This window comes from Agrococcus sediminis (assembly GCF_007923295.1).
Lineage (GTDB): Bacteria > Actinomycetota > Actinomycetes > Actinomycetales > Microbacteriaceae > Agrococcus > Agrococcus sediminis.
This window is the reverse complement of record NZ_VOIR01000015.1, coordinates 35,255-55,028: the sequence shown is the minus strand read 5'-3', so window position 1 is coordinate 55,028 and position 19,774 is coordinate 35,255. Positions and strand designations below refer to the sequence as shown.

Here is a 19,774-nt window from a genome sequence, read left to right as displayed (position 1 = left end):
CTCCCGGCATGCCCAGACGCCTGGCTCTTCCCCTCGCGATCGCGACCGCGCTCGCGATGTCCGCGTGCGCATCCGGCGGTGCCGTCTCGCCGCCGAGCGCGGGCGAGCCCGGGATGGCGGGCACGTCGTCGGAGTCGGCCGAGGAGTCGACGCAGACCGCTGCTGACCAGCAGGCGGCCGGGCAGCAGTCGGTCGCGCGCGATGCGGCGGCCGCTGAGGAGGAAGCGGCGGAGGCCCAGGCGATGGTCGCCCCCGAGCCGTCGGTCGGCCTGGATGACGGCGAGGACGGCCTGCCCGAGCACAGCGGCGCATCCGTCGACGACGTGCTGCGGCTCGGCGGCGTCGCGACCTGGATCGACCCGCCCGCCCGCATCGCGCTCTCGCTCCCCGCGTCGAGCGGCTGCTGGGCACTGGCCGGGCCGCTGACCGCGGAATCGGCGACAGCCCTCGCCGTGCAGGTCGAGCAGCCGCAGGTCTGCGGCGCTCCCGACGCGGCGCGCACCTACACGCTGCTGGTGCCCGCCGACGTCGACGCGGATGCGGCGCTGCAGCTGACGGTCACGGGCCTGCCGGAGCCGCTCGTGCTCACGCTGCCCGCGCCGTAGCGACGACCGCCGACCCGCGCGTGGCGCCGCGCGCGCTCAGTGCGCGAGGTGCGCGAGCGCCTCGTCGAGCCGCTCGAAGTCCTCGTCCATGCCGCCGTCGATGCCCGAGGAGACCATCGCGTCGCAGTCGGCGCGCGACGCGTAGACCGAGGTGATCTCGAGCGCGCACCGCTCCCCCGGCAGCTCGCGGAACTCGAGGATCTCGAGCGTCGGGTGCCCGGGCTCCCCCTGGTACTCCCAGGTGTGCACGATGCGGCCCTCGACGACCTCGTGGTACGAGCCCCAGAAGCGGTGCTCGCCGCCGCCGACCTCGACCACGTAGTCGAAGTCGCCGCCGGTGCGCGGCTCGAAGTGCTCGATGCGCAGGCGGGAGCCGCGCGGGCCCATCCACTGCGAGAAGATCTCGGCGACCGTGTGCGCCTGCTGCACTCGCTCGGCGGGCGCGTCGAACTCGCGGCGATGCACGACGGTCTGCTCGCCCGTGCGCTCGTGGGTGGTCTCGCTCATGCCCCCACCCTCGCACGGCGCCCGGTGTTCGGCCAGGGCCGCGGGATGCGGCAGCGGCTCAGCTCGCGGGCTGCGCCTGCTCGATGCGCGGGAACAGCGGCGGCACGGTCGTCACGCGGCCCGTGCCCTGCCACTCGTGCGCCGCCTGGATGCGCTGCGCGAGCACGTCGCCCTCGCCGCCGACCGCCGCCCACAGCTTCTGCGCTGTGTCGGGCATGACCGGCGCGAGCAGGATCGCGGCCGTGCCGATGCCGTGCACGTTCGAGGCGAGCACTGCCGCCAGCCGGTCGCGCTGCGCCTCGTCCTTCGCGAGCACCCACGGTGCCTGCTCGGTGATGTAGCCGTTCAGCCGCTCGACGATGGACATGGCCGCGTCGACGGCCTCGTCGATCGCGAACCGGTCGATCGCCCGCTCGGCGCGACCCACCGCATCCGTCGTGAGCGCCAGGATGTCGGCGTCGACGGCCACCTCGGGCACGACGCCGTCGCAGTACTTGTGCACCATCGCGATGACGCGCGAGGCGAGGTTGCCGAGGCCGTTGGCGAGCTCGGCGTGGTATCGGGCGTCGAGGTCCTCCCACGAGAAGGAGCCGTCGGAGCCGAACGCGATCGCCGACATGAAGTAGTAGCGGAAGGCGTCGACGCCGAAGACGTCGGTGATCTGCCTCGGCTCGATGCCCGTCGCCTTCGACTTCGACATCTTCTCGCCGCCGACGAGCAGCCAGCCGTGGCCGAAGACGTGCGACGAGATCTCGATGCCGGCCGCCATCTGCATCGCGGGCCAGATGACCGCGTGGAAGCGCGCGATGTCCTTGCCGACGATGTGCACGGCCGGCCAGCGGCGCGCGAACAGCTCGTCGTCGACGCCGTAGCCGTTGGCGGTGATGTAGTTCAGCAGCGCCTCGAACCAGACGTAGACGACGTGCGTCTCGTCCCACGGCACCTTGATGCCCCAGTCGAAGGTGTTGCGGCTGATCGACAGGTCGTTGAGGCCCTGCTTCACGAACTGGCGCACCTCGTTGCGCACGTGCTCGGGCTGCACGTAGTCGGGGCGCTCCTCGTAGAGCGCGAGCAGGCGGTCGCCGAACTCGCTGAGCTTGAAGAAGTAGTTCGCCTCGCGCACGACCTCGATCGGGCGGGAGTGGATGGCGCAGACGAGCTGGCCCTCGAACTCGCCGGTGCCGGGCACCAGGTCGTTCGCCGTCTTGTACTCCTCGCAGCCGACGCAGTACTGGCCCTCGAACTCGCCGTGGTAGATGTACCCGGCCTCCTTGAGGCGCTCGAGGAAGATGCGCACGCCGACCTTGTGCCGCTCGCTCGTGGTGCGGATGTAGTCGTCGTTCGCGATGTTGAGCAGCTCGAGCTGCGGGATCCAGGCGCTCTCGACGAGCCGGTCGGTCCACTCCTGCGGGCTGACGCCGTTCGCGGCCGCGGTGCGCATGATCTTCTGGCCGTGCTCGTCGGTGCCCGTGAGCATCCACGTGTCGTCGCCGCGCATGCGGTGCCAGCGCGCGAGCACGTCGGTGGCGACCTCGTTGTAGGCGTGGCCGATGTGCGGCACGTCGTTGACGTAGTAGATCGGCGTCGTGACGGTGAAGCGCTCGGGCATGGGGTCAAGTCTAGGGAGCGCGCCGGACGCGTGACGCCGCGCGACGCATCCCGCCGGTGGCCGAGGTCGGCCTCAGGACGCCGGATGTTCCAGGGCGGCCCGGTAGAGCGCGTTCCGCGGGTGCCCGGTCGCCTCCGCGACCTCGGCCGCGGCCTCCTTGAGGCGCATCCCCGCCGCTTTGAGCCCCAGCACCTGCTGCACAGCCGCGTCGAGGTCGGCGAGCACGGGCGTCGCGCCCTCGAGCACGAGCACGATCTCGCCCTTGACGCCCTCCCGCGCCCAGGGCAGCAGCTCGGCGGCGGTGCCGCGGCGCACCTCCTCGTAGCGCTTCGTGAGCTCGCGGCAGACGGCCACGCGGCGGCCAGGCATCGCGCGGTCGATCGCCTCGAGCGCGTCGGTGAGGCGGTGCGGCGCCTCGAAGAGCACGACCGTGCGCTCCTCGCGGGCGAGCGCGGCGAGCATGCGGTCGCGCTCCCCGCCCTTCCGCGGCAGGAAGCCGTCGAAGGCGAACCGGTCGGTCGGCAGGCCCGAGAGGGCGAGCGCGGTGAGCACCGCCGAGGGCCCGGGCAGGCACGTGACCGCGACGCCGGCGGCGACGGCGGCCTGCACGAGCCGGAAGCCGGGGTCGCTCACGGTCGGCATGCCGGCGTCGGTGAGCACGAGCACGTCCTCGTCGCGGGCGCGCTCGACGAGCGCGGGTGCCGCGGCCTCCTCGTTGTGCTCGTGGAGCGCGACGAGCTGCGGCTGGGCGTCGATGCCGAGCGCGCGGATGAGCTGGCGGGTGGTGCGGGTGTCCTCCGCCGCGATCACCGGGGCCGTCGCGAGCGCCTCGCGGAGCCTGCCGCTCGCGTCGCCCAGGTTGCCGATGGGCGTCGCGCCGAGGATGATCACGCGGCCCACGCTACTGCGCTGCCTCGCCCCGCCTCCGCTGGAGCAGCGGACGGGATGCGAGAATCGCCGGGTGACCGACCCGCGCGCCGCCGACAGCGACGACGGCGCGCACGCATCCTCGCTCGCGCCCGCCGGCGCCGCCGTCGCGGTCGACGACGAGCCCGCGCCCGAACGGCCCGCGACGCGCGCGCCGGGCCGCTTCGTGCGCGCGTACGGGGCGCTCGAAGCGCGCCTCGCCGAGCCGCGCATCCGCCGCCGCATCGAGATCGGCGCGCCCGTCGCCATCGTCGCGATCGCCGCCGTCGCGAGGCTCACCGCGCTCGGCCACCCGGGCATCCTCGTCTTCGACGAGACGTACTACGTCAAGGAGGGCTGGTCGACCTGGCAGCTCGGCTACGAGGGCGAGTGGGCCGACGGCTCCGATGAGCGATTCCAGGCGGGCGACCCGGGCGGCCTCACGACCGAGGCCGACTACGTCGTGCACCCGCCGCTCGGCAAGTGGATCATCGGCATGGCGATGGCCGTGTTCGGCATGGCCGACCCGTTCTGGTGGCGGCTGCCGAGCGCGCTCGCCGGCATCGCCCTCGTCGGCCTCACCTACGCGATCGCGCGCGGCCTGCTGGGGTCGGTGGCGTTCGCCTCGCTCGCGGGCCTGTGGATGGCGATCGACGGCTTCGCGATCGTCATGAGCCGCACGGCGCTGCTCGACGGCATCCTCGCCCTCTTCGTGCTGGCCGGGGCCGGCGCGCTGCTCGTCGACCGGCGCGGCTCCCCCGCGCGCACCGTGCGCACCCTCGCCGAACGGCCCCGGCGCATCCTCGCCGCCATGTGGACGCGGCCCTGGCTCGTCATCGCGGGCGTGCTGCTCGGCGCCGCGTGCGCGACGAAGTGGTCGGGCGCCGTGTTCCTCGCCGCCTTCGGGCTCTGGACGGTGCTGCTCGACGCCCTCGACCGGCGGCGCGCAGGCTACCGATCGCCGTGGCTCGGCACGCTGCTGTCGCAGGCGCCGGCGAGCTTCGTGCTGCTCGTCGGACCCGCGCTCGTCGTCTACGTCGCGAGCTACGCCGGCTGGTTCGACGGCGGCTGGGGCTCGCAGCTCATGCTCGAGCGCGCCGACCTGCGCTGGGGCGGGCTGCTCGCGTGGGTGCCGCTCGGGCTGCAGTCGCTCTGGGCGTACCACGCGCAGCAGCTCGGCTTCCACGTGGGGCTCACGGGCGACCACTCGTACCAGTCGCCCGCCTACGAGTGGCTGTGGCTCGGCCGCCCGACGGGCTTCGAGATGGCGTCCAGTGATGCGGGCACCTGGTGGGTGACGGCGCTGCCGAACCTCGTCGTCTGGTACGCCGGAATCGTCGCGCTCGGCTTCCTGCTCTACCGCTTCGGCCGCACGCTCGACCGGCGCGTGGGCTTCCTGCTCGTCGCGATCGCCGCCGGGTACGTGCCGTGGCTCGCGTTCCCCGAGCGCACGATCTTCTTCTTCTACGCGATCGTCTTCCTGCCGTTCCTCGTCATCGGGCTCGCGCACGCGCTGCAGGTGCTCGTCGGGCCGCCGCGCCGTCCGTCGACCGGCTCCGTGGCGGCTGGGCCGGATAGTCCGGTCGGCGCTGCGCAGAGCCGGTCGACGGACGGGCTCGGGGTGGGTCACGAGGCGGCGGACGACGCGCGGCCGGCGGAACACGCGGCGGATGCGTCGGCGCGGCTCGACGCCGACCTCGCGGCCGCCGTGCCCGCCCCGGCCGCGCGGGCAGCGACGCGGCCCGCGCGCGACGACGTCGAGCGCCGCGCGTGGGGCTGGCTGACGGTCGCGGCGCTCGTGCTCGCGAGCATCGCCGTCGCGCTCTGGTTCCTACCCGTCTGGTACGGCATCGAGCTGCCCTCCGACCTCGTGCGGCTGCGCTACTGGCCGCCGACGTGGCCCGGCCGGTGAGTCCCCGCTGACAGGTCAGAACGGCTCGGGCAGGTCGCAGACGAAGCCGCGGCACCGGTAGGCGCCCGGCGCCTCCTTCCCGGCCAGCAGCTCGAAGCCGGCATCCGCGAGCTCGGCCGCCTGCGCGGGGCTCATGACCAGGGCGCCGGGCTCGCGGCGCAAGGCCGAGGGCGGCTCGCCGACGAGCACGAGCGTCTGCGGCGGCTCTGCGAGCAGCGACGCGACCCGCAGCGTCGCGGCGCCGGCGAACGGGTTGCGGATGGCCAGGGTCGCGTCGAGCAACCGGGTCGCGCGCTCGAGGTGCTCGGCGTCGCCGCTCAGCGCGTAGAGCCCGTGCAGCGCTCCCGCGAGCGCGGCCTCGCCCGACGGCGCGTCGCCGTCGGAGGCCGGCCCGAGCTCGAGCGCCGGGCCCTGCCCCGCGACGGCGACGGGGTCGGGTGCCGCCTCGAGGATCGCGCGGGCCTCCACGGCCCAGCGCGCTTCGCCGGTCGCGGCGGTGAGCGCAAGCAGGCCGCTCGCGAGGCAGCCGGCGTCGGCCGCGGTCGCGACCGCGTCGGAGGCCTGCCCGTCGAGGCTCGCGTGCACGAGCTGCACGCCCTCGGGCGTAGGTCGCACGTGATGCGCGAGCAGGTGCTCCGCCGCGCCGCGTGCGAGCGCGAGCGCCCGCTCATCGCCGTCGCGCAGCGCCCGGATGCTGAGCGCCTCGATCGCGAGCCCGTTCGCGGCCGTCACGACGAGCCGGTCGAGCGGCGGCCGCTCGCGCTCGGGCGACGGCGGGCCCAGGTGCCAGCCGCCCTCGACGCGCTGCCCACGCACGGTCGACTCGGCGTCCTCGGCGACCGCGAGCGCGCCGCCGGGCAGCCGCAGCACGTCGTCGAGGAAGCCGACGATGCCGGCCGCCACGGTCTCGCGCCCGAGCAGCGTCGCGGCGTGCAGCAGCTGCGCGTTGTCGATGAGCATCCGCTCGAAGTGAGGTGCGGCCCAGTCGCGGCGCGTCGCGTAGCGGAAGAAGCCGCCGTCGCGGCCGCGCAGGTGCGAGTACCCGCCGCTCGCGACCACCGCGTCGTCGCCGGCTGCCGCGTCGAGCAGGCGGCCCGCGAGCGCGGGATCGACGTCGACGAGCGCCAGGATGAGCGGCGCCTGCGGGAACTTCTGCCCCTCGCCGAGCCCGCCGTGCTCCGGGTCCTCCTGCGCCGCGACGCCGGCGAGCGCCGCCCGGATCTCGGCCGCGTCCGGCAGCGCGTCGGCACGCTCGCCGGAGCCCGCCCGCGCGGCGCGGAGCGCCTCCTGCACTCGCCCCGCGGTGTTGACTACCGCATCCGGCTGCTCCTGCCAGGCCGCGCCGACGCCGCGGAGCACGTCGCGGAAGCCGGGCACGCCCTGCCGGCCGGTAGGCGGGTAGTAGGTGCCGGCGAAGAACGGCTGCCCGTCGGGCGTGAGGAAGACGCTGAGCGGCCAGCCGAGCTGGCGCGTGAAGGCCGATGCCGCGTCCATGAGCGCGGCGTCGACGTCGGGCCGCTCCTCGCGGTCGACCTTCACGGCGACGAAGCCTGCCCGGAGCGCCGCCCCGACCTCGGCGTCGGCGAACGACTCGCGCGCCATCACGTGGCACCAGTGGCACGTGGCGTAGCCGACCGACGCGAAGACCGGCACGCCGCGCTCGCGCGCCTCGGCGAACGCCGCCTCGCCCCACTCCCGCCAGTCGACCGGGTTGTCGGCGTGCAGCCTGAGGTAGGCGCTCGCGGCGCCCGCGAGCCGGTTGTCGACGCTCTCCATCCGCCCACGCTACGCCCGCCGCCTCAGCGCCCGCCGGTGCGGTCGAACACCGTGCGCTCGAACACCGTGCGCTCGAACGGGACCCGCTCCACCGCAGAGGACCCTGTGCACCGGGTCCTCCTCGGTAGAAGGGGTCCCGCTCGGTGGAACGGATCACACCGGCGAGCGGGCGCCGGGCCTCACCAGCGCGTGGGGCGCCGCATGCGGTGCCAGTTGCGGCACGGCTGCGTCGAGCCGCGCCGCACGCCCGTGCAGGGCGGCATCGCCTCGGGCGGCTCGGCCTCGAGCACGATCGACCGGCCGTCGAGGTCGAGCTCGCGGCTCGTGGACCACAGGTGCCACGCCGGCTGCATCGCGTTGCTCAGCACCTCGCAGTCGCAGTAGCCGCCCGCTGCCCGCAGCCGCGGCAGCAGCGCCGTCGCGCGCGGCGCCGCGAGGTCGCGGTAGAGCTCGGCGAACCGCAGGTCGCCGTCGCAGCTCGAGCGCTCGAGCGCGCGGTCGAGGAAGCAGGCGACGCACTCCCCGGGGTGCGGCACGAGCCAGTCGTCGAGCAGGCTGCGCACGTAGGCCTCGGCCTCGTCGCTGATCGATCTCTCCATGCCGCGCACGGTCGCAGACCTCCCGCCCGGCCCGTGCGGCGCATCCGCCCGCCTGTGGAGGGCCGCGCTGCACGGCGGTTCACCCCGTCCGCGGCGACGACCGGCGGAACGACCCGCTCGACCGACGACGACCCGGTGCACCGGGTCGTGCCGGGTGCAACGGGTCGTCGAGCGGGATCGGTTCCGAGCGGGGCGGGCGGATGCGTCCGCCCGGCGGGGTCGGGTCAGCTCACCTCGGCGGGGTCGGCCGAGACGCGGCCGGCCGCGCCCTGGTCGAGCGCGTCGATCGCCGCGATGTCCTCGGGCGTCAGCTGCACCGACGCGGCGGCGAGGTTCTCGGCCATGCGCTCGGGGCTGCTCGACTTCGGGAAGACGATGCGGCCCTCGGCGAGGTGCCAGGCCAGCGTGACCTGCGCCCACGAGACGCCGAGGCGCTGCGCGATCTCGCCGATGACGCCGGTCGAGTAGTCGACCTTGCCCTGGCCGAGCGGGCCCCAGGCCTCGATCTTGATGTCGTGCTGCGCCGAGAGCTCGACCGCGGCGCGCTGCTGGAACTGCGGGTGCAGCTCGATCTGGTTGACCGCCGGCACGATGCCGGTCTCGAGGATCTCGGGCAGGTAGCGCTCGTCGAAGTTCGAGACGCCGATCGACGAGGTGAGGCCCTCATCGCGCATCGCGGCGAGCGTCTGCCAGGTCTCGACCGGGCTGCCGTTCGCGGGCGTCGGCCAGTGGATGAGGTAGAGGTCGACGTGGTCGAGGCCGAGCATCTCGAGGCTCGCGCCCAGCGCCTCGCGGGCCGCGGCCTCGCCGCGCCTGTCGTTCCAGAGCTTCGTCGTGACGTAGAGCTCGTCGCGCGCGATGCCGCTCGCGGCGAGGGCGCGGCCGACACCCTCCTCGTTGCCGTAGATGGTGGCGGTGTCGATGTGGCGGTAGCCGGCCTCGAGCGCCTCGGTGACGATGCGCTCGGTCTCGGCCGGGTCGACCTTGAAGACGCCGAACCCGAGCTGCGGGATCGTGCGGCCGTCGTTGAGCTGCAGGGTGGGGATGGTGGTCATTCGGTCTCCTCGATCGTGGACGTGTCCTCGGGCAGGGCTGCGGTGTCGACGCCGGGCACGTGGCGCTCGTCGGGGCCGCTGTACGCCGAGAGGGGGCGGATGAGCGCGTTGTTGGCGCGCTGCTCGATGATGTGGGCGGTCCAGCCGGTGACGCGCGCCGCGACGAACAGCGGCGTGAAGATCGGCACGTCGAAGCCGATGAGCGCGTAGGCGGGGCCCGACGGGAAGTCGAGGTTGGGCTTGATGGGCTTGCGGTCGGCCATCGCCTGCTCGAGCGCCGTGTACATCTCGAGCGTCTCCGGCGAGTCGTAGTGCTCGACGAGCCGCTCGAGCGCGGCGCGCATGGTGGGCACGCGCGAGTCGCCGTTCTTGTAGACCCGGTGCCCGAAGCCCATGATCTTGCGCTTCTCGTCGAGCGCGGTCTGCATCCACGCGTCGGCCTTCGACGGCTCGCCGACCTCGTGGAAGACCTCCATCACGGCCTCGTTCGCGCCGCCGTGCAGGTGGCCCTTGAGCGCGCCGACGGCCGCGGTGACCGCGGAGTAGAGGTCGGCGAGCGTCGACGTGACGACGCGGGCGGTGAAGGTGGATGCGTTGAACGAGTGCTCGGCGTAGAGCACCATCGACTGGTTGAAGGCGTCGACGACGACCTCGTCGGCCTCCTCGCCGAACGACATCCAGAGGAAGTTCGCGGCGTAGTCGAGGTCGTCGCGCGGGGGCACGAGCTGCTCGCCGCGGCGGCGGCGCTGCTCGTAGCTGACGATCGCCGGCAGCACGGCGAAGAGCGCGAACGCCTTGTCGAGGTCGGTGGATGCGTCGTCGGCGTCGGGGTCGTTGGCTCCGACGATGCTGACGGCCGTGCGCACGACGTCCATCGGGTGCGCGGTCGTGGGCAGCGCATCCATGACCGTCCTGACGTTGTCGGGCAGCGCCCGCAGCCCGCGCTCCTTCGCGCGGAACTCGGCCAGCTGGGCCTCGTCGGGCAGCTCGCCGTGCCAGAGCAGGTAGGCGACCGCCTCGAACGGCTGCGTCGCGGCGAGCTCCTGCACCGGGTAGCCGCGGTAGAGCAGCGAGTTCGTGTCGGGGTTGACCTTCGAGATCTCGGTGGTGTCGGCGACGACGCCGGCAAGCCCCTTCTTGATCTCGGGCTGGGCCTCGGGCTGGGTCATGGTGCTCCTCGGTGAACAGGTGTGGGGCGCGATCCGACTCTAGGGCACGGCCGCTCCGAAGATCGTTCGCCCGGCGAACGACGTCTGGGCCCGGCCGCGCCCATCACGATGCCGCAACGATCGATCGATGCTCGCAGGATGCGCCGGAGGCCCGCGATAGCGTCGCCTGTCGCCCGCGAGGGCTGGAACGAGACCGCACCGAACGACACGAGACGAGCTGAGACGCCATGGCCGAGACGCCGCCCACGACCCCTGAGCATCCGCGCCGCACCCCCGTGCGGCAGGTCATCCGGGAGGTGACGGAGCCCGGCCTCGTGCATCCTGCGCTCATCCCCGGCATCGGCGTCGAGCGCACCGGCCGCACCTTCGGCACGAACTGGGCCGTGTTCGCGATCGCCGGCGCCTTCATCGCCGCCGTCATCGTCTGGGGCATCCTCGACCCGGCGAGCATCCAGGCGACCGGCTCGGCCTCGCTCGGCTGGGTGACGACGAACTTCGGCTGGCTCTTCGGGGCGCTCACGATCGCGATCACCGTCTTCATGATGTTCGTCGGCTACGGCCGCACCGGCGGCGTGCGGCTCGGCTCCGACGACGAGGAGCCCGAGTTCTCGACCGTCTCCTGGATCGCGATGCTCTTCTCGGCCGGCATCGGCATCGGCCTGCTCTTCTACGGCCCCATGGAGCCGCTCACCTACTTCCTCGCTCCCCCGCACGGCTTCGACGCTGAGCCCGGCACCGTCGACGCGATGCACTCCGCGCTCGCGCAGACGCTGCTCCACTGGGGACCGATGGCGTGGGCGTACTACGCGCTCGTGGGCGGCGCGATCGCCTACGGCGCCTACCGCCGCGGGCGCTCGCCGCTGATCTCGGCGATCTTCACGCCCATCTTCGGCCAGCGCACCGAGGGCTGGCTCGGCCAGCTCGTCGACGTCTTCGCGATCATCGTCACGCTCGGCGGCACCGCCATCTCGCTCGGCATCGGCGCGCTGCAGATCGGCCGCGGCTTCGAGATGGTCGCGGGCATCGGCGAGGTCGGCAACGCCTTCCTCATCGGCACCATCGCGGTGCTCACGGCCCTCTTCGTGGTCTCGGCCGTCTCGGGCATCAAGCGCGGCATCCGGGCCCTGTCGAACATCAACATGGTCGTGGCCGGCGTGCTCGGGGTCTTCGTGCTGGTCGCCGGCCCGACGCTCCTGCTGCTGAACCTGCTGCCGTCGGTCACGGTCGCCTTCTTCGAGGACCTCGGCACGATGCTCATGCGCAACCCCGCGCAGAGCGAGGACTCGGCCGCGTTCCTCTCCGCCTGGACCACCTACTACTGGGCGTGGTGGGTGTCGTGGACACCGTTCGTCGGGATGTTCGTCGCGAAGATCTCCCGCGGCCGCACCCTGCGCGAGTTCGTCACCGTCGTCGTGGTCGTGCCGTCGGCCGTCTGCCTCGTCTGGTTCACGATCGTCGGCGGCACGTCGATGTCGATGGAGGCGGCCGGGCTCGGCATCAGCGAGGCAGGCTCGTCGGAGGCGATGCTCTTCGCGATGCTCGGCAACCTGCCGTTCGGCGTCATCACGTCGATCCTCGCGCTCGTGTCGATCGTCATCTTCTTCGTCACCTCCGCCGACTCGGCGTCGATCGTGATGGCGTCGATGAGCCAGGGCGGCAAGCCCGAGCCGAGCCGCTGGGTGACCATCACGTGGGGAGTGCTGCTCGGCGCGACCGCCGCGACGCTGCTCGTCGCCGGCGGCGAGGAGGCGCTCAGCGGCGTGCAGTCGCTCATGGTCGTGACGGCGCTGCCGTTCGCGTTCGTGGTGATCGGCATCATGGTCGCCTGGGCGAAGGACCTGCGCACCGACCCCTACATGCTGCGCCACAAGTACGCGAAGGCGGCGATCGCGCAGGGCGTGCGGCTCGGCATCGAGGAGCACGGCGACGACTTCGTCTTCGGCTCGAGCGGCGTGCACGCCGACGACGGCGCGGGCGCATGGCTCGACACCGACGACCCGGCGCTCACCGAGTGGTACACGGATGCGACGACCGGGCCGATCGACGCCCAGGGCGTGCAGCGCACCCTCGACCCCGGTCGCATCCAGCCGAAGGGCCCGGATCGCCCCGACCACACCGCCTCCGGCGACAACGCGCTCGTCGTCGGCGAGGAGGAGCGGGAGCGGCGTCGCCGGGCCGAGCCCCCGGCCGAGTAGCCCCCCGTTCGTCGAGTAGGCCCGCAGGGCCTCCCCGTTCGTCGAGTAGGCCCGCATCCCCGTTCGTCGAGTAGGCCCGCAGGGCCGTATCGAGACGAAGCCGAGCGCGGCCTCGATACGGCCGCTCCGCGGCCTACTCGACCAACGGGGTGCTGCGGTCTCGATACGGCCGCTCCGCGGCCTACTCGACCAACGGGGCGAGGTACGGCCGCTCCCCACCCGTTCGTCGAGTAGGTCCGCAGGGCCGTATCGAGACGAAGCCGAGCGCGGTCTCGATACGGCCGCTGCGCGACCTACTCGACCGACGGGGTGACGCGGCCTACTCGACCAACGGGATGCCGCGGCTCAGGCCACGCCGAGCGCCCGCGCCACCACCAGCAGCTGCACCTCGCTCGTTCCCTCGCCGATCTCGAGGATCTTCGAGTCGCGGAAGTGCCGCGCCACCGGGTACTCGTTCATGAAGCCGTTGCCGCCGAAGATCTGCGTCGCCTCGCGCGCATTGTCCATCGCGGCGTCGCTCGCGGTGAGCTTGGCGATCGCCGCCTCGGTCTTGAACGGCTTGCCGGCGTCGCGCAGGCGCGCCGCGTGGTGCCACGCGAGGCGCGCGCTGTGCACGCGCGCCTGCATGCGCGCGAGCGTGAACTGGATGCTCTGGCGGGTCGACAGCGGCTCGCCGAAGACCGTGCGCTGCTTCGCGTAGTCGACCGCGGCCTCGAGGCAGCCCTCGGCCGCGCCGGTCGCGAGCGCCGCGATCGCGATGCGCCCCTCGTCGAGGATGTGCAGGAAGTTGGCGAAGCCGCGGCCGCGCTCCCCCAGCAGGTTCGCCGCGGGCACGCGCGCGTCGGAGAAGGTGAGCGGATGCGTGTCGGAGGCGTGCCAGCCGACCTTGTCATAGCCGGGGTCGACGGTGAAGCCCGGAGTGCCGTTCGGCACGATGATCGTCGAGATCTCCTTGCGGCCGTCCTGCTCGCCCGTGACGGCCGTGACGGTCACGAACTTGGTGATCGGCGTGCCCGAGTTGGTGATGAACTGCTTCGCGCCGTTGATGACCCACTCGTCGCCGTCGAGGCGCGCGGTCGTGCGGGTCGCGCCCGCGTCGGAGCCGGCGCCGGGCTCGGTGAGGCCGAAGCCGGCCAGCGCGGTGCCCTCGAGCAGCGGGGGCAGCAGCTCGGCCTGCTGCTCGGGCGTGCCGAAGCGGAACACGGGCATGGCGCCGAGGCTCACGCCCGCCTCGAGCGTGATGGCGATCGACTGGTCGACGCGCGCGAGCGCCTCGATGGCGAGGCAGAGGGCGAAGTAGTCGCCGCCCTGGCCGCCGTGCTCCTCGGGGAAGGGGATGCCGAACAGGCCCATCTCGCCCATCTGGGCGACGACGTCCATCGGGAGCGTCTTCGTGCGGTCGGCCTCGTACGAGACGGGCGCCACGACGCGGTCGGCGAAGTCGCGGATGGTCTCCGCGAGCGTCAGCTCGTCGTCGCTGAGGGCGTAGGTGGCCAGATCGATCGTCATCCCGTCTCCTTGTGTCTAGGGAGCCGCCATCCGCGCGGGATGCCGCGATCCGATCGGGATCAGTCGGCCTCGCTCCGCGCTGAGCAGTCGCCTTGCACCTTACGGCACGGAGGCGAACGGCTCGGCGCGGAGCGGGGCCGAGAGTGCGACTAGGCCTGCCGCGCCCTCGTGTACTGCGGAGGCCAGACGGATGCGTCGGGCTCGCCGTCGAGGGCGGCCTCGGCCGCGAGGGCCCAGTGCGGGTTGCGCAGCCACGCGCGCGCGAGCATCACCGCGTCGGCGTCGCCCTCGGCGAGCAGCTGCTCGGCGTGCGACGGCTCGTCGATGAGCCCGACGGCGTTGACGGGCAGGCCCGTCGCGGCGCGCACGTCGCGGGCGAAGTGCACCTGGTAGCCGGGCCCGAGCGGGATCTCCTGGCGCGGGTCGAGCCCGCCGGAGGAGAGGTCGAACCAGTCGGCGCCCGCGTCGGCGGCGGCGCGCACGTGCTCGATCGTGAGGCGCGTGTCGATGCCGCCCTCGACCCAGTCGGAGGCGCTGAGGCGCACCATGAGCGCGGCGTCCGGCGCCGCCTCGCGCACGGCCGCGACGACGCGGCGCAGCAGCTCGACGCGGAGGCCGTCGGCGTCGGGCCCCCACTCGTCGTCGCGGTGGTTGGTGAGTGGCGAGAGGAACTGGTGCAGCAGGTAGCCGTGCGCGGCGTGGACCTCGATCGCGTCGAAGCCCGCAGCCGCGGCGCGTCGGGCGCCCTCGGCGAAGCGCTCCGGCAGCTGCGCCACCTCGTCGGCACCCAGCGCGCGCGGCGGCGCGAACCGGCCGAACGCATCCGCGCCCGCGCTGACCGTCTGCCAGCCGCCCTCGCCCTGCGGCACGCTGCCTCGGCCGCTCCACGGGCGGTAGGTGGATGCCTTGCGGCCGGCATGGGCGAGCTGGATGGCGGGCACGGCGCCGTGGGCGCGGATGCGCTCGGCGATCACGGCCCACGCCTCGCCTTGCTCGTCGTCCCAGATGCCGGCGTCCTGCGGCGAGATGCGGCCCTCGGGCACGACCGCGGCGGCCTCGGTCATGACGAGGCCCGCGCCGCCGCGCGCGAAGGAGGCGAGGTGCTCGAGGTGCCACTGGCCGGGCACGCCGTCGAGCTGCTCGCACGAGTACTGGCACATGGGCGAGACCCAGGCGCGGTTGCGCACCTCGACGGCGCCCACCGTGACGGGCGAGAAGAGCAGGCTCATCCGTGCGCGCCCCCGATGAGGCGACCGGGCACCTCGAAGTCGAACACGCCCTCGTCGAAGGCGCTGTAGGCGGCGTAGTCGTTGAGCTCGTAGAGCCGCGCGCGCGTCTGCATGCGCTCGACCGCGCCCTCGAGGGTGCCCGTCTCGGCCAGCACGCCGAGCTCGCGCTCGATCGCGCCCATCGCGATGCGCAGCAGCGACACCGGGTGGATGGCGATGTTCACCCCCACGTCCTGCAGCTGCTGGTGCGTGAAGAGCGCGCTCTTGCCGAACTCGGTCATGTTGGCGAGGATCGGCACGTCGACGGCCTCGCGGATCGCCGCGAACTCCTCGAGCGTGGCCATCGCCTCGGGGAAGATCGCGTCGGCGCCGGCGGCCTCGAGGGCCTTCGCGCGGTCCTTCGCGGCCTCGAGCCCCGCGACGCCGCGGATGTCGGTGCGGGCCATGATGAGCAGGTCGCTGTCGCGGCGGGCGGCGACGGCGGCGGCGATGCGCTGCACCGCGTGGTCGAGCGGAACGACCTCCTTGCCGTCGAGGTGGCCGCACCGCTTGGGGTTGACCTGGTCCTCGAGGTGGAGGCCCGAGACGCCTGCGTCCTCGAGCTCGTGCACGGCGCGCGCGACGTTCATCGCCTCGCCGAAGCCCGTGTCGGCGTCGATGAGCGTCGGCAGGTCGGTCATGCGCGAGATCTCGCGGCCGCGCTGGGCTACCTCGGTGAGCGTCGTCAGGCCGATGTCGGGCAGCCCCAGCTCGGCCGCCATGACGGCGCCCGAGATGTAGGCGCCCTCGAAGCCGAGCTGCTGGATGAGCGGCGCCGACAGCGGCGTGAAGGCTCCCGGGAAGCGCTGCAGCGTGCCGGACGCGAGGCCCGCCCGCAGCGCCTTGCGCTTCTCGTTCGGGGTGACGCTGGTCGACAGCACTAGAAGATGCCCTGCGTCGTGCCGGCGTCGACGGTGCCCGCGGGCGCGACGACGTTGAGCTGCCGTACCTCCTCGGCCGTCAGCTCGGGCAGGCGCTCGACGAGCCCGAGGAAGCGGTCGATCTCGGCGTCGTCGATGATCCCCTGCGCGAGCGTGCGCAGCTTCTGCACGTACTCCGCCCGGCCGAACGGGCGCGCGCCCGCCGGGTGCGCATCCGCCACCGAGATCTCGTCCTCGATCGTCTCGCCCGAGGTGAGCGTGATGACGATGCGGCCGCCGAACGCCTTCTTGTCGGGGTCCGGGTCGTGGTAGCGCTCCGTCCACACCGGGTCCTCGAGCGTGGAGATCTTGTTCCACAGCTCGACCGTGTCCGGCCGGGCGGCGCGCTCGGGCGCGTAGGAGTCGACGTGGTGCCAGCCGCCGTCCTGCAGCGCGACCGCGACGATGTACGGGATCGAGTGGTCGAGGGTCTCGCGCGAGGCCGTCGGGTCGTACTTCTGCGGGTCGTTGGCGCCCGAGCCGATGACGTAGTGCGTGTGGTGGCTCGTGTGCAGCACGATCGACGCGACGTTCTCGGGGTCGCGCAGCTCGGGGCGCTCGGCGCCGAGCTTGCGCGCGAGGTCGATCCAGGCCTGCGCCTGGTACTCGGCCGAGTGCTCCTTCGTGTACGTGTCGAGGATGCCGCGCTTGGGCTCGCCCGGCGCGGGCAGTGGCACCTGGTAGGCGCCCTCCCAGCCGTCGAGCAGCCAGGCGATCACGCCGTCCTCGCCCTCGTAGATCGGCACGGGGCTCGTCTGGCCGCGCATGGCGCGGTCGACCGACTCGACCGCCATCTTCCCGGCGAACGCGGGGGCGTGCGCCTTCCACGTGGAGATCTCGCCCTTGCGCGACTGGCGGGTGGCGGTCGTGGTGTGCAGCGCCTGGCCGACCGCCTGGAAGATCGTCTCGGCCTCGAGGCCGAGCATCGTGCCGATGCCGGCGGCGGCCGACGGGCCGAGGTGGGCGACGTGGTCGATCTTGTGCTTGTGGAGGCTGATCGCGCGCACGAGGTCGACCTGGATCTCGTAGCCGGTCGCGATGCCGCGCACGAGCGCGCGCCCGTCGCAGCCGACGTGCTGCGCGACCGCGAGGATCGGCGGGATGTTGTCGCCCGGGTGGGAGTAGTCGGCGGCCAGGAACGTGTCGTGGTAGTCGAGCTCGCGCACGGCGACGCCGTTCGCCCAGGCGGCCCACTCGGGGCTCACGCGGTCCTCGATGCCGTAGACCGCGGCACCGGGCTCGTACGGGTGGCGCTGCGCCTGCTCGCGGGCCGACACGACCGGCGGGCGGTTGAGGCTCGCGATCGCCACCGACGCGTTGTCGATGATGCGGTTCGCGATCATCTCGACGACCTCGGCCTCGACCTCGACCGGGTCGACGGCGACCTGGGCGATCTTCCAGGCGAGCTGCTCCTCGCGGGGCAGGTTCTCGGCGCTCTTGCGGGCTCTCACATCATGGTGCTGCATGGTGCCGAGCCTAGCGATGCGCCCGTCGGGGCGTGCCGCACGACGCCCCTGGCCACCGCCGGGGCGCGGGCGTACGATCGGCTCGACTCCCGAAGCGGAGGCCTCGATGAGGAGGCGGTCATGGCGGTCGTCGGCCGTTCCCGCGCACCAGCGCTGCGCTTCCTCGTCGCCGCGGCCGCGCTGGTCGCCCTGAGCGGCTGCGTGCCCACCGGCGGCGGCCCCGACCGCACCGACCCGGGCGCGACCGCATCCCCTGCGGAGCCGATCGGCCGCATGCTCGGGCCATCGGCGCGCTGCCACGACGACGTCTTCTGGGGCGGCCCCGAGGACAAGGTCGACGAGGTGCCGGCCGACGCCCAGTACCGCGGCGGCTTCGACCTACCGGGCGCGCTCGACCGCTTCGACGTGCTCTGCGCGTCGAGCTGGACGATGCTGACCAACGACTGCCGGATGCGGTTCGCCCGCGCCTACCTCGACGGCGGCGACGACGGCGCGCGGCTCGACGAGATCGACCAGGCGCTCGTCGCGTGGGCCACTGAGCGCGGCATGGAGCAGACGCGCATCTCGATGAGCGACAACACCCGCAGCTACGGCATCTCGGTGCACCCCGACGGGGCCCTCACGACGCTCCTGCAGTGGGATGCGGTGAGCCGCCACGAGGGCGCCGACGGCGTGCAGATGCACGCCGACATGGCGGGCATCCCGCTCGACGGCGGCGACGTCGTCGTCTCGTGGCAGGTGTGCCCGGCGCTGCAGGGCTGGGAGACCCCGCCCGCGCCGTGACGGCTACGCCGATGCCACCAGCCGCGCGAAGACGATGAGGTTGTTCGGGAACTCGCCGTCGGCCTCGCCGAGGTCGTCGCACGTGATGAGGCGCAGCTCGGGGTCGGGCACCGGGTAGTAGACGTCGCGCGTCGGGAACTCGGACTTCGCGAACGACTCGACGCGGTAGATCTCGAAGGTCGCGGTGGTGCCGTCCTCGCGGGCGACGCTCACCTCGTCGCCGACCTCGAGCGAGACGAGGTCGTAGAAGACGCCGCTGTCGTCGGTGAGCGAGTTGACGTGGCCGAGCAGCACCGCCGCGCCGACCTCGCCGGGCGTGGGCGAGCCGTCGTACCAGCTCGCGGGCGACCCATCGGCGTCGGGGGGCACCTCGAGGGTGCCGTCGTCGCGCATGCCGGTGCGGATGAGCGGGGCCTCGCGGTCGATCGCGGGGATGCTGACGCTGATGGGCGTCGAAGCCTCCATGGCGGGGGCGGCGGCGGGGGCCGTGTCGTCGGCCGGCTGCTCGGCGCTCTCGGAGGGGGCGGGCGCGGGCGACTGCGTCGTGGCGGGCGACGGCCCCGCCTCGGGCGGGGCATCGGCTCCCGTGCCGGCGCAGGCCGTGAGCGAGAGCAGGAGGGCCGCCGCTACCGCCGTGAGGCGATGGCGGCGGCCCGTTCCAGGGGAGATCATCGAGCTGACGGGTGGTCAGTCGTTCGTGATCGCGCGGCGACGGAGCATCACGACACCGGCGACGGTGCCGACGGCCAGCAGGCCGCCCAGCGCGGTCACCGTCATCGCGGTGCCGTCGGTGCCCTGCTCGACGCCGGTGTCCACGCCGCCGGCCGGAGCCATGGCGAGGGCGCCGCAGAGCGCGGGCGAGGTCGCTGCCAGCGGCAGCTCGGGCACGAGGTCGCTCTCGCTCGTGCCGGCCTCGGGCTGCGTGGCCGGGTCGAGGCCGTGCACGACGACGACAGCGGTGCCGCCGGCGAGCGCGTCCTGCGTCGCCTGGTCGAGCTCGAACGTCTCCTCGTAGGAGATCGTGTCGCCGGCCGGTGCGGCCGCGAGGTCGAGGCCGCCGGCCGGGCTCTTGTCGGCGTCGCCGACCGAGAGCGTCGTGCCGATCTCGCCGTAGGACGGGCCGCCCTCGGTGGTGCTGATGATGCCGTCGCCGTTGGTGTCGGCGTCGGGGCTCGGGCACACGCCCTGCGCGCCGATGTGGATGTGCTGCACGTGCGGGTAGGGCGCGCCGTCGAACTCGGCGGCGAGGCCCGTCGCGTTCAGCGTCACCGTGGCAGTCGTGCCCTCGACGTCGATCCAGACCTCCCCGGAGGCGCCGCTGTTGTTGATCTCGTCGAGCATCGTCGAGTACGAGCCCTCGGCGTGCGCGGCCATCGCGGGGGCGGTGCCCAGCATGACCAGGCCGAGTCCCAGCGCCGGGGCGCCGAGCAGAACTGCTTTGTTCTTCATGGGGTGGACCTCTTCCGGAGGATGTCGAGCACACGGCGTGCGCTCT

The 19,774-nt window shown here is 73.2% G+C and carries 17 protein-coding genes; 4 read left to right on the top strand and 13 right to left on the bottom strand.

Going from position 1 to position 19,774, the window contains the following annotated elements; all coding sequences use genetic code 11:
• Positions 1 to 8: 8 nt before the first annotated feature.
• Positions 9 to 605 carry a hypothetical protein gene (locus tag FQ330_RS09495; RefSeq protein WP_146357075.1) on the top strand — a complete coding sequence of 199 codons (597 nt, stop codon included), beginning with the start codon at positions 9 to 11 and terminating at the stop codon, positions 603 to 605.
• Between the two features lie 36 nt (positions 606 to 641).
• Here the strand turns inward: FQ330_RS09495 and FQ330_RS09490 are convergent, their stop codons facing one another.
• The 3 genes from FQ330_RS09490 to rsmI all read right to left on the bottom strand — a co-directional run bounded on the left by FQ330_RS09490 (position 642) and on the right by rsmI (position 3,612).
• Complete coding sequence (locus FQ330_RS09490; protein WP_146357073.1) at positions 642 to 1,112, bottom strand: SRPBCC domain-containing protein; 471 nt, start codon at positions 1,110 to 1,112, stop codon at positions 642 to 644.
• A 58-nt stretch (positions 1,113 to 1,170) separates the two neighbouring features.
• The gene (metG, locus tag FQ330_RS09485; RefSeq protein WP_146357071.1) at positions 1,171 to 2,721 is read right to left on the bottom strand and encodes a methionine--tRNA ligase; all 1,551 of its coding nucleotides are present in this window, start codon (positions 2,719 to 2,721) and stop codon (positions 1,171 to 1,173) included.
• Between the two features lie 72 nt (positions 2,722 to 2,793).
• Positions 2,794 to 3,612, bottom strand: a complete 819-nt coding sequence (gene rsmI, locus FQ330_RS09480) for a 16S rRNA (cytidine(1402)-2'-O)-methyltransferase (protein WP_146357069.1) — start codon at positions 3,610 to 3,612, stop codon at positions 2,794 to 2,796.
• A gap of 70 nt (positions 3,613 to 3,682) precedes the next feature.
• Between rsmI and FQ330_RS09475 the strand changes: the two genes are divergently transcribed.
• Entirely contained in the window at positions 3,683 to 5,539 is a 1,857-nt protein-coding gene (locus FQ330_RS09475) for a dolichyl-phosphate-mannose--protein mannosyltransferase (RefSeq protein WP_192575906.1), read from the top strand.
• Positions 5,540 to 5,554: 15 nt separating this feature from the next.
• Here FQ330_RS09475 and FQ330_RS09470 read toward each other — a convergent pair whose 3' ends face one another.
• From FQ330_RS09470 to FQ330_RS09455, 4 genes are all read right to left on the bottom strand, one after another.
• On the bottom strand, positions 5,555 to 7,315 hold the full coding sequence (locus FQ330_RS09470) for a thioredoxin domain-containing protein (protein ID WP_146357066.1): 1,761 nt from the start codon (positions 7,313 to 7,315) through the stop codon (positions 5,555 to 5,557).
• 179 nt (positions 7,316 to 7,494) lie between these two features.
• Positions 7,495 to 7,914, bottom strand: coding sequence for a DUF2695 domain-containing protein (locus tag FQ330_RS09465; protein WP_128189473.1), 420 nt, complete (start codon positions 7,912 to 7,914; stop codon positions 7,495 to 7,497).
• A 224-nt stretch (positions 7,915 to 8,138) separates the two neighbouring features.
• Positions 8,139 to 8,969 carry an aldo/keto reductase gene (locus FQ330_RS09460; protein WP_128189471.1) on the bottom strand — a complete coding sequence of 277 codons (831 nt, stop codon included), beginning with the start codon at positions 8,967 to 8,969 and terminating at the stop codon, positions 8,139 to 8,141.
• Positions 8,966 to 10,138, bottom strand: coding sequence for a bifunctional 2-methylcitrate synthase/citrate synthase (locus FQ330_RS09455; RefSeq protein WP_146357064.1), 1,173 nt, complete (start codon positions 10,136 to 10,138; stop codon positions 8,966 to 8,968). Before FQ330_RS09455 ends, FQ330_RS09460 begins: the two co-directional genes overlap by 4 nt.
• A 227-nt stretch (positions 10,139 to 10,365) precedes the next feature.
• On the opposite strand from FQ330_RS09455, the gene FQ330_RS09450 reads away from it, so the two are divergent.
• Positions 10,366 to 12,333, top strand: coding sequence for a BCCT family transporter (locus tag FQ330_RS09450; RefSeq protein WP_146357062.1), 1,968 nt, complete (start codon positions 10,366 to 10,368; stop codon positions 12,331 to 12,333).
• Positions 12,334 to 12,678: 345 nt separating this feature from the next.
• On the opposite strand, the gene FQ330_RS09445 is transcribed toward FQ330_RS09450, so the two are convergent.
• From FQ330_RS09445 to FQ330_RS09430, 4 genes are all read right to left on the bottom strand, one after another.
• Complete coding sequence (locus FQ330_RS09445; RefSeq protein ID WP_128189465.1) at positions 12,679 to 13,842, bottom strand: acyl-CoA dehydrogenase family protein; 1,164 nt, start codon at positions 13,840 to 13,842, stop codon at positions 12,679 to 12,681.
• 149 nt (positions 13,843 to 13,991) lie between these two features.
• Positions 13,992 to 15,071 carry an oxidoreductase gene (locus FQ330_RS09440; protein WP_128189463.1) on the bottom strand — a complete coding sequence of 360 codons (1,080 nt, stop codon included), beginning with the start codon at positions 15,069 to 15,071 and terminating at the stop codon, positions 13,992 to 13,994.
• Entirely contained in the window at positions 15,068 to 15,991 is a 924-nt protein-coding gene (gene prpB / locus FQ330_RS09435) for a methylisocitrate lyase (RefSeq protein WP_146357060.1), read from the bottom strand. The genes FQ330_RS09440 and prpB overlap by 4 nt, the downstream gene beginning before the upstream one ends.
• Positions 15,991 to 17,496: an MmgE/PrpD family protein gene (locus FQ330_RS09430; RefSeq protein WP_146357058.1), complete on the bottom strand. Its 1,506-nt coding sequence runs from the start codon at positions 17,494 to 17,496 to the stop codon at positions 15,991 to 15,993. The genes prpB and FQ330_RS09430 overlap by 1 nt, the downstream gene beginning before the upstream one ends.
• A 120-nt stretch (positions 17,497 to 17,616) precedes the next feature.
• On the opposite strand from FQ330_RS09430, the gene FQ330_RS09425 reads away from it, so the two are divergent.
• Positions 17,617 to 18,279, top strand: a complete 663-nt coding sequence (locus tag FQ330_RS09425; RefSeq protein ID WP_146357056.1) for a hypothetical protein — start codon at positions 17,617 to 17,619, stop codon at positions 18,277 to 18,279.
• Between the two features lie 3 nt (positions 18,280 to 18,282).
• On the opposite strand, the gene FQ330_RS09420 is transcribed toward FQ330_RS09425, so the two are convergent.
• Together FQ330_RS09420 and FQ330_RS09415 are read right to left on the bottom strand one after the other, a co-directional pair.
• Complete coding sequence (locus FQ330_RS09420) at positions 18,283 to 18,951, bottom strand: class F sortase (RefSeq protein WP_146357054.1); 669 nt, start codon at positions 18,949 to 18,951, stop codon at positions 18,283 to 18,285.
• A 15-nt stretch (positions 18,952 to 18,966) separates the two neighbouring features.
• The gene (locus FQ330_RS09415) at positions 18,967 to 19,728 is read right to left on the bottom strand and encodes a hypothetical protein (RefSeq protein ID WP_225792792.1); all 762 of its coding nucleotides are present in this window, start codon (positions 19,726 to 19,728) and stop codon (positions 18,967 to 18,969) included.
• Between the last annotated feature and the right edge of the window lie 46 nt (positions 19,729 to 19,774).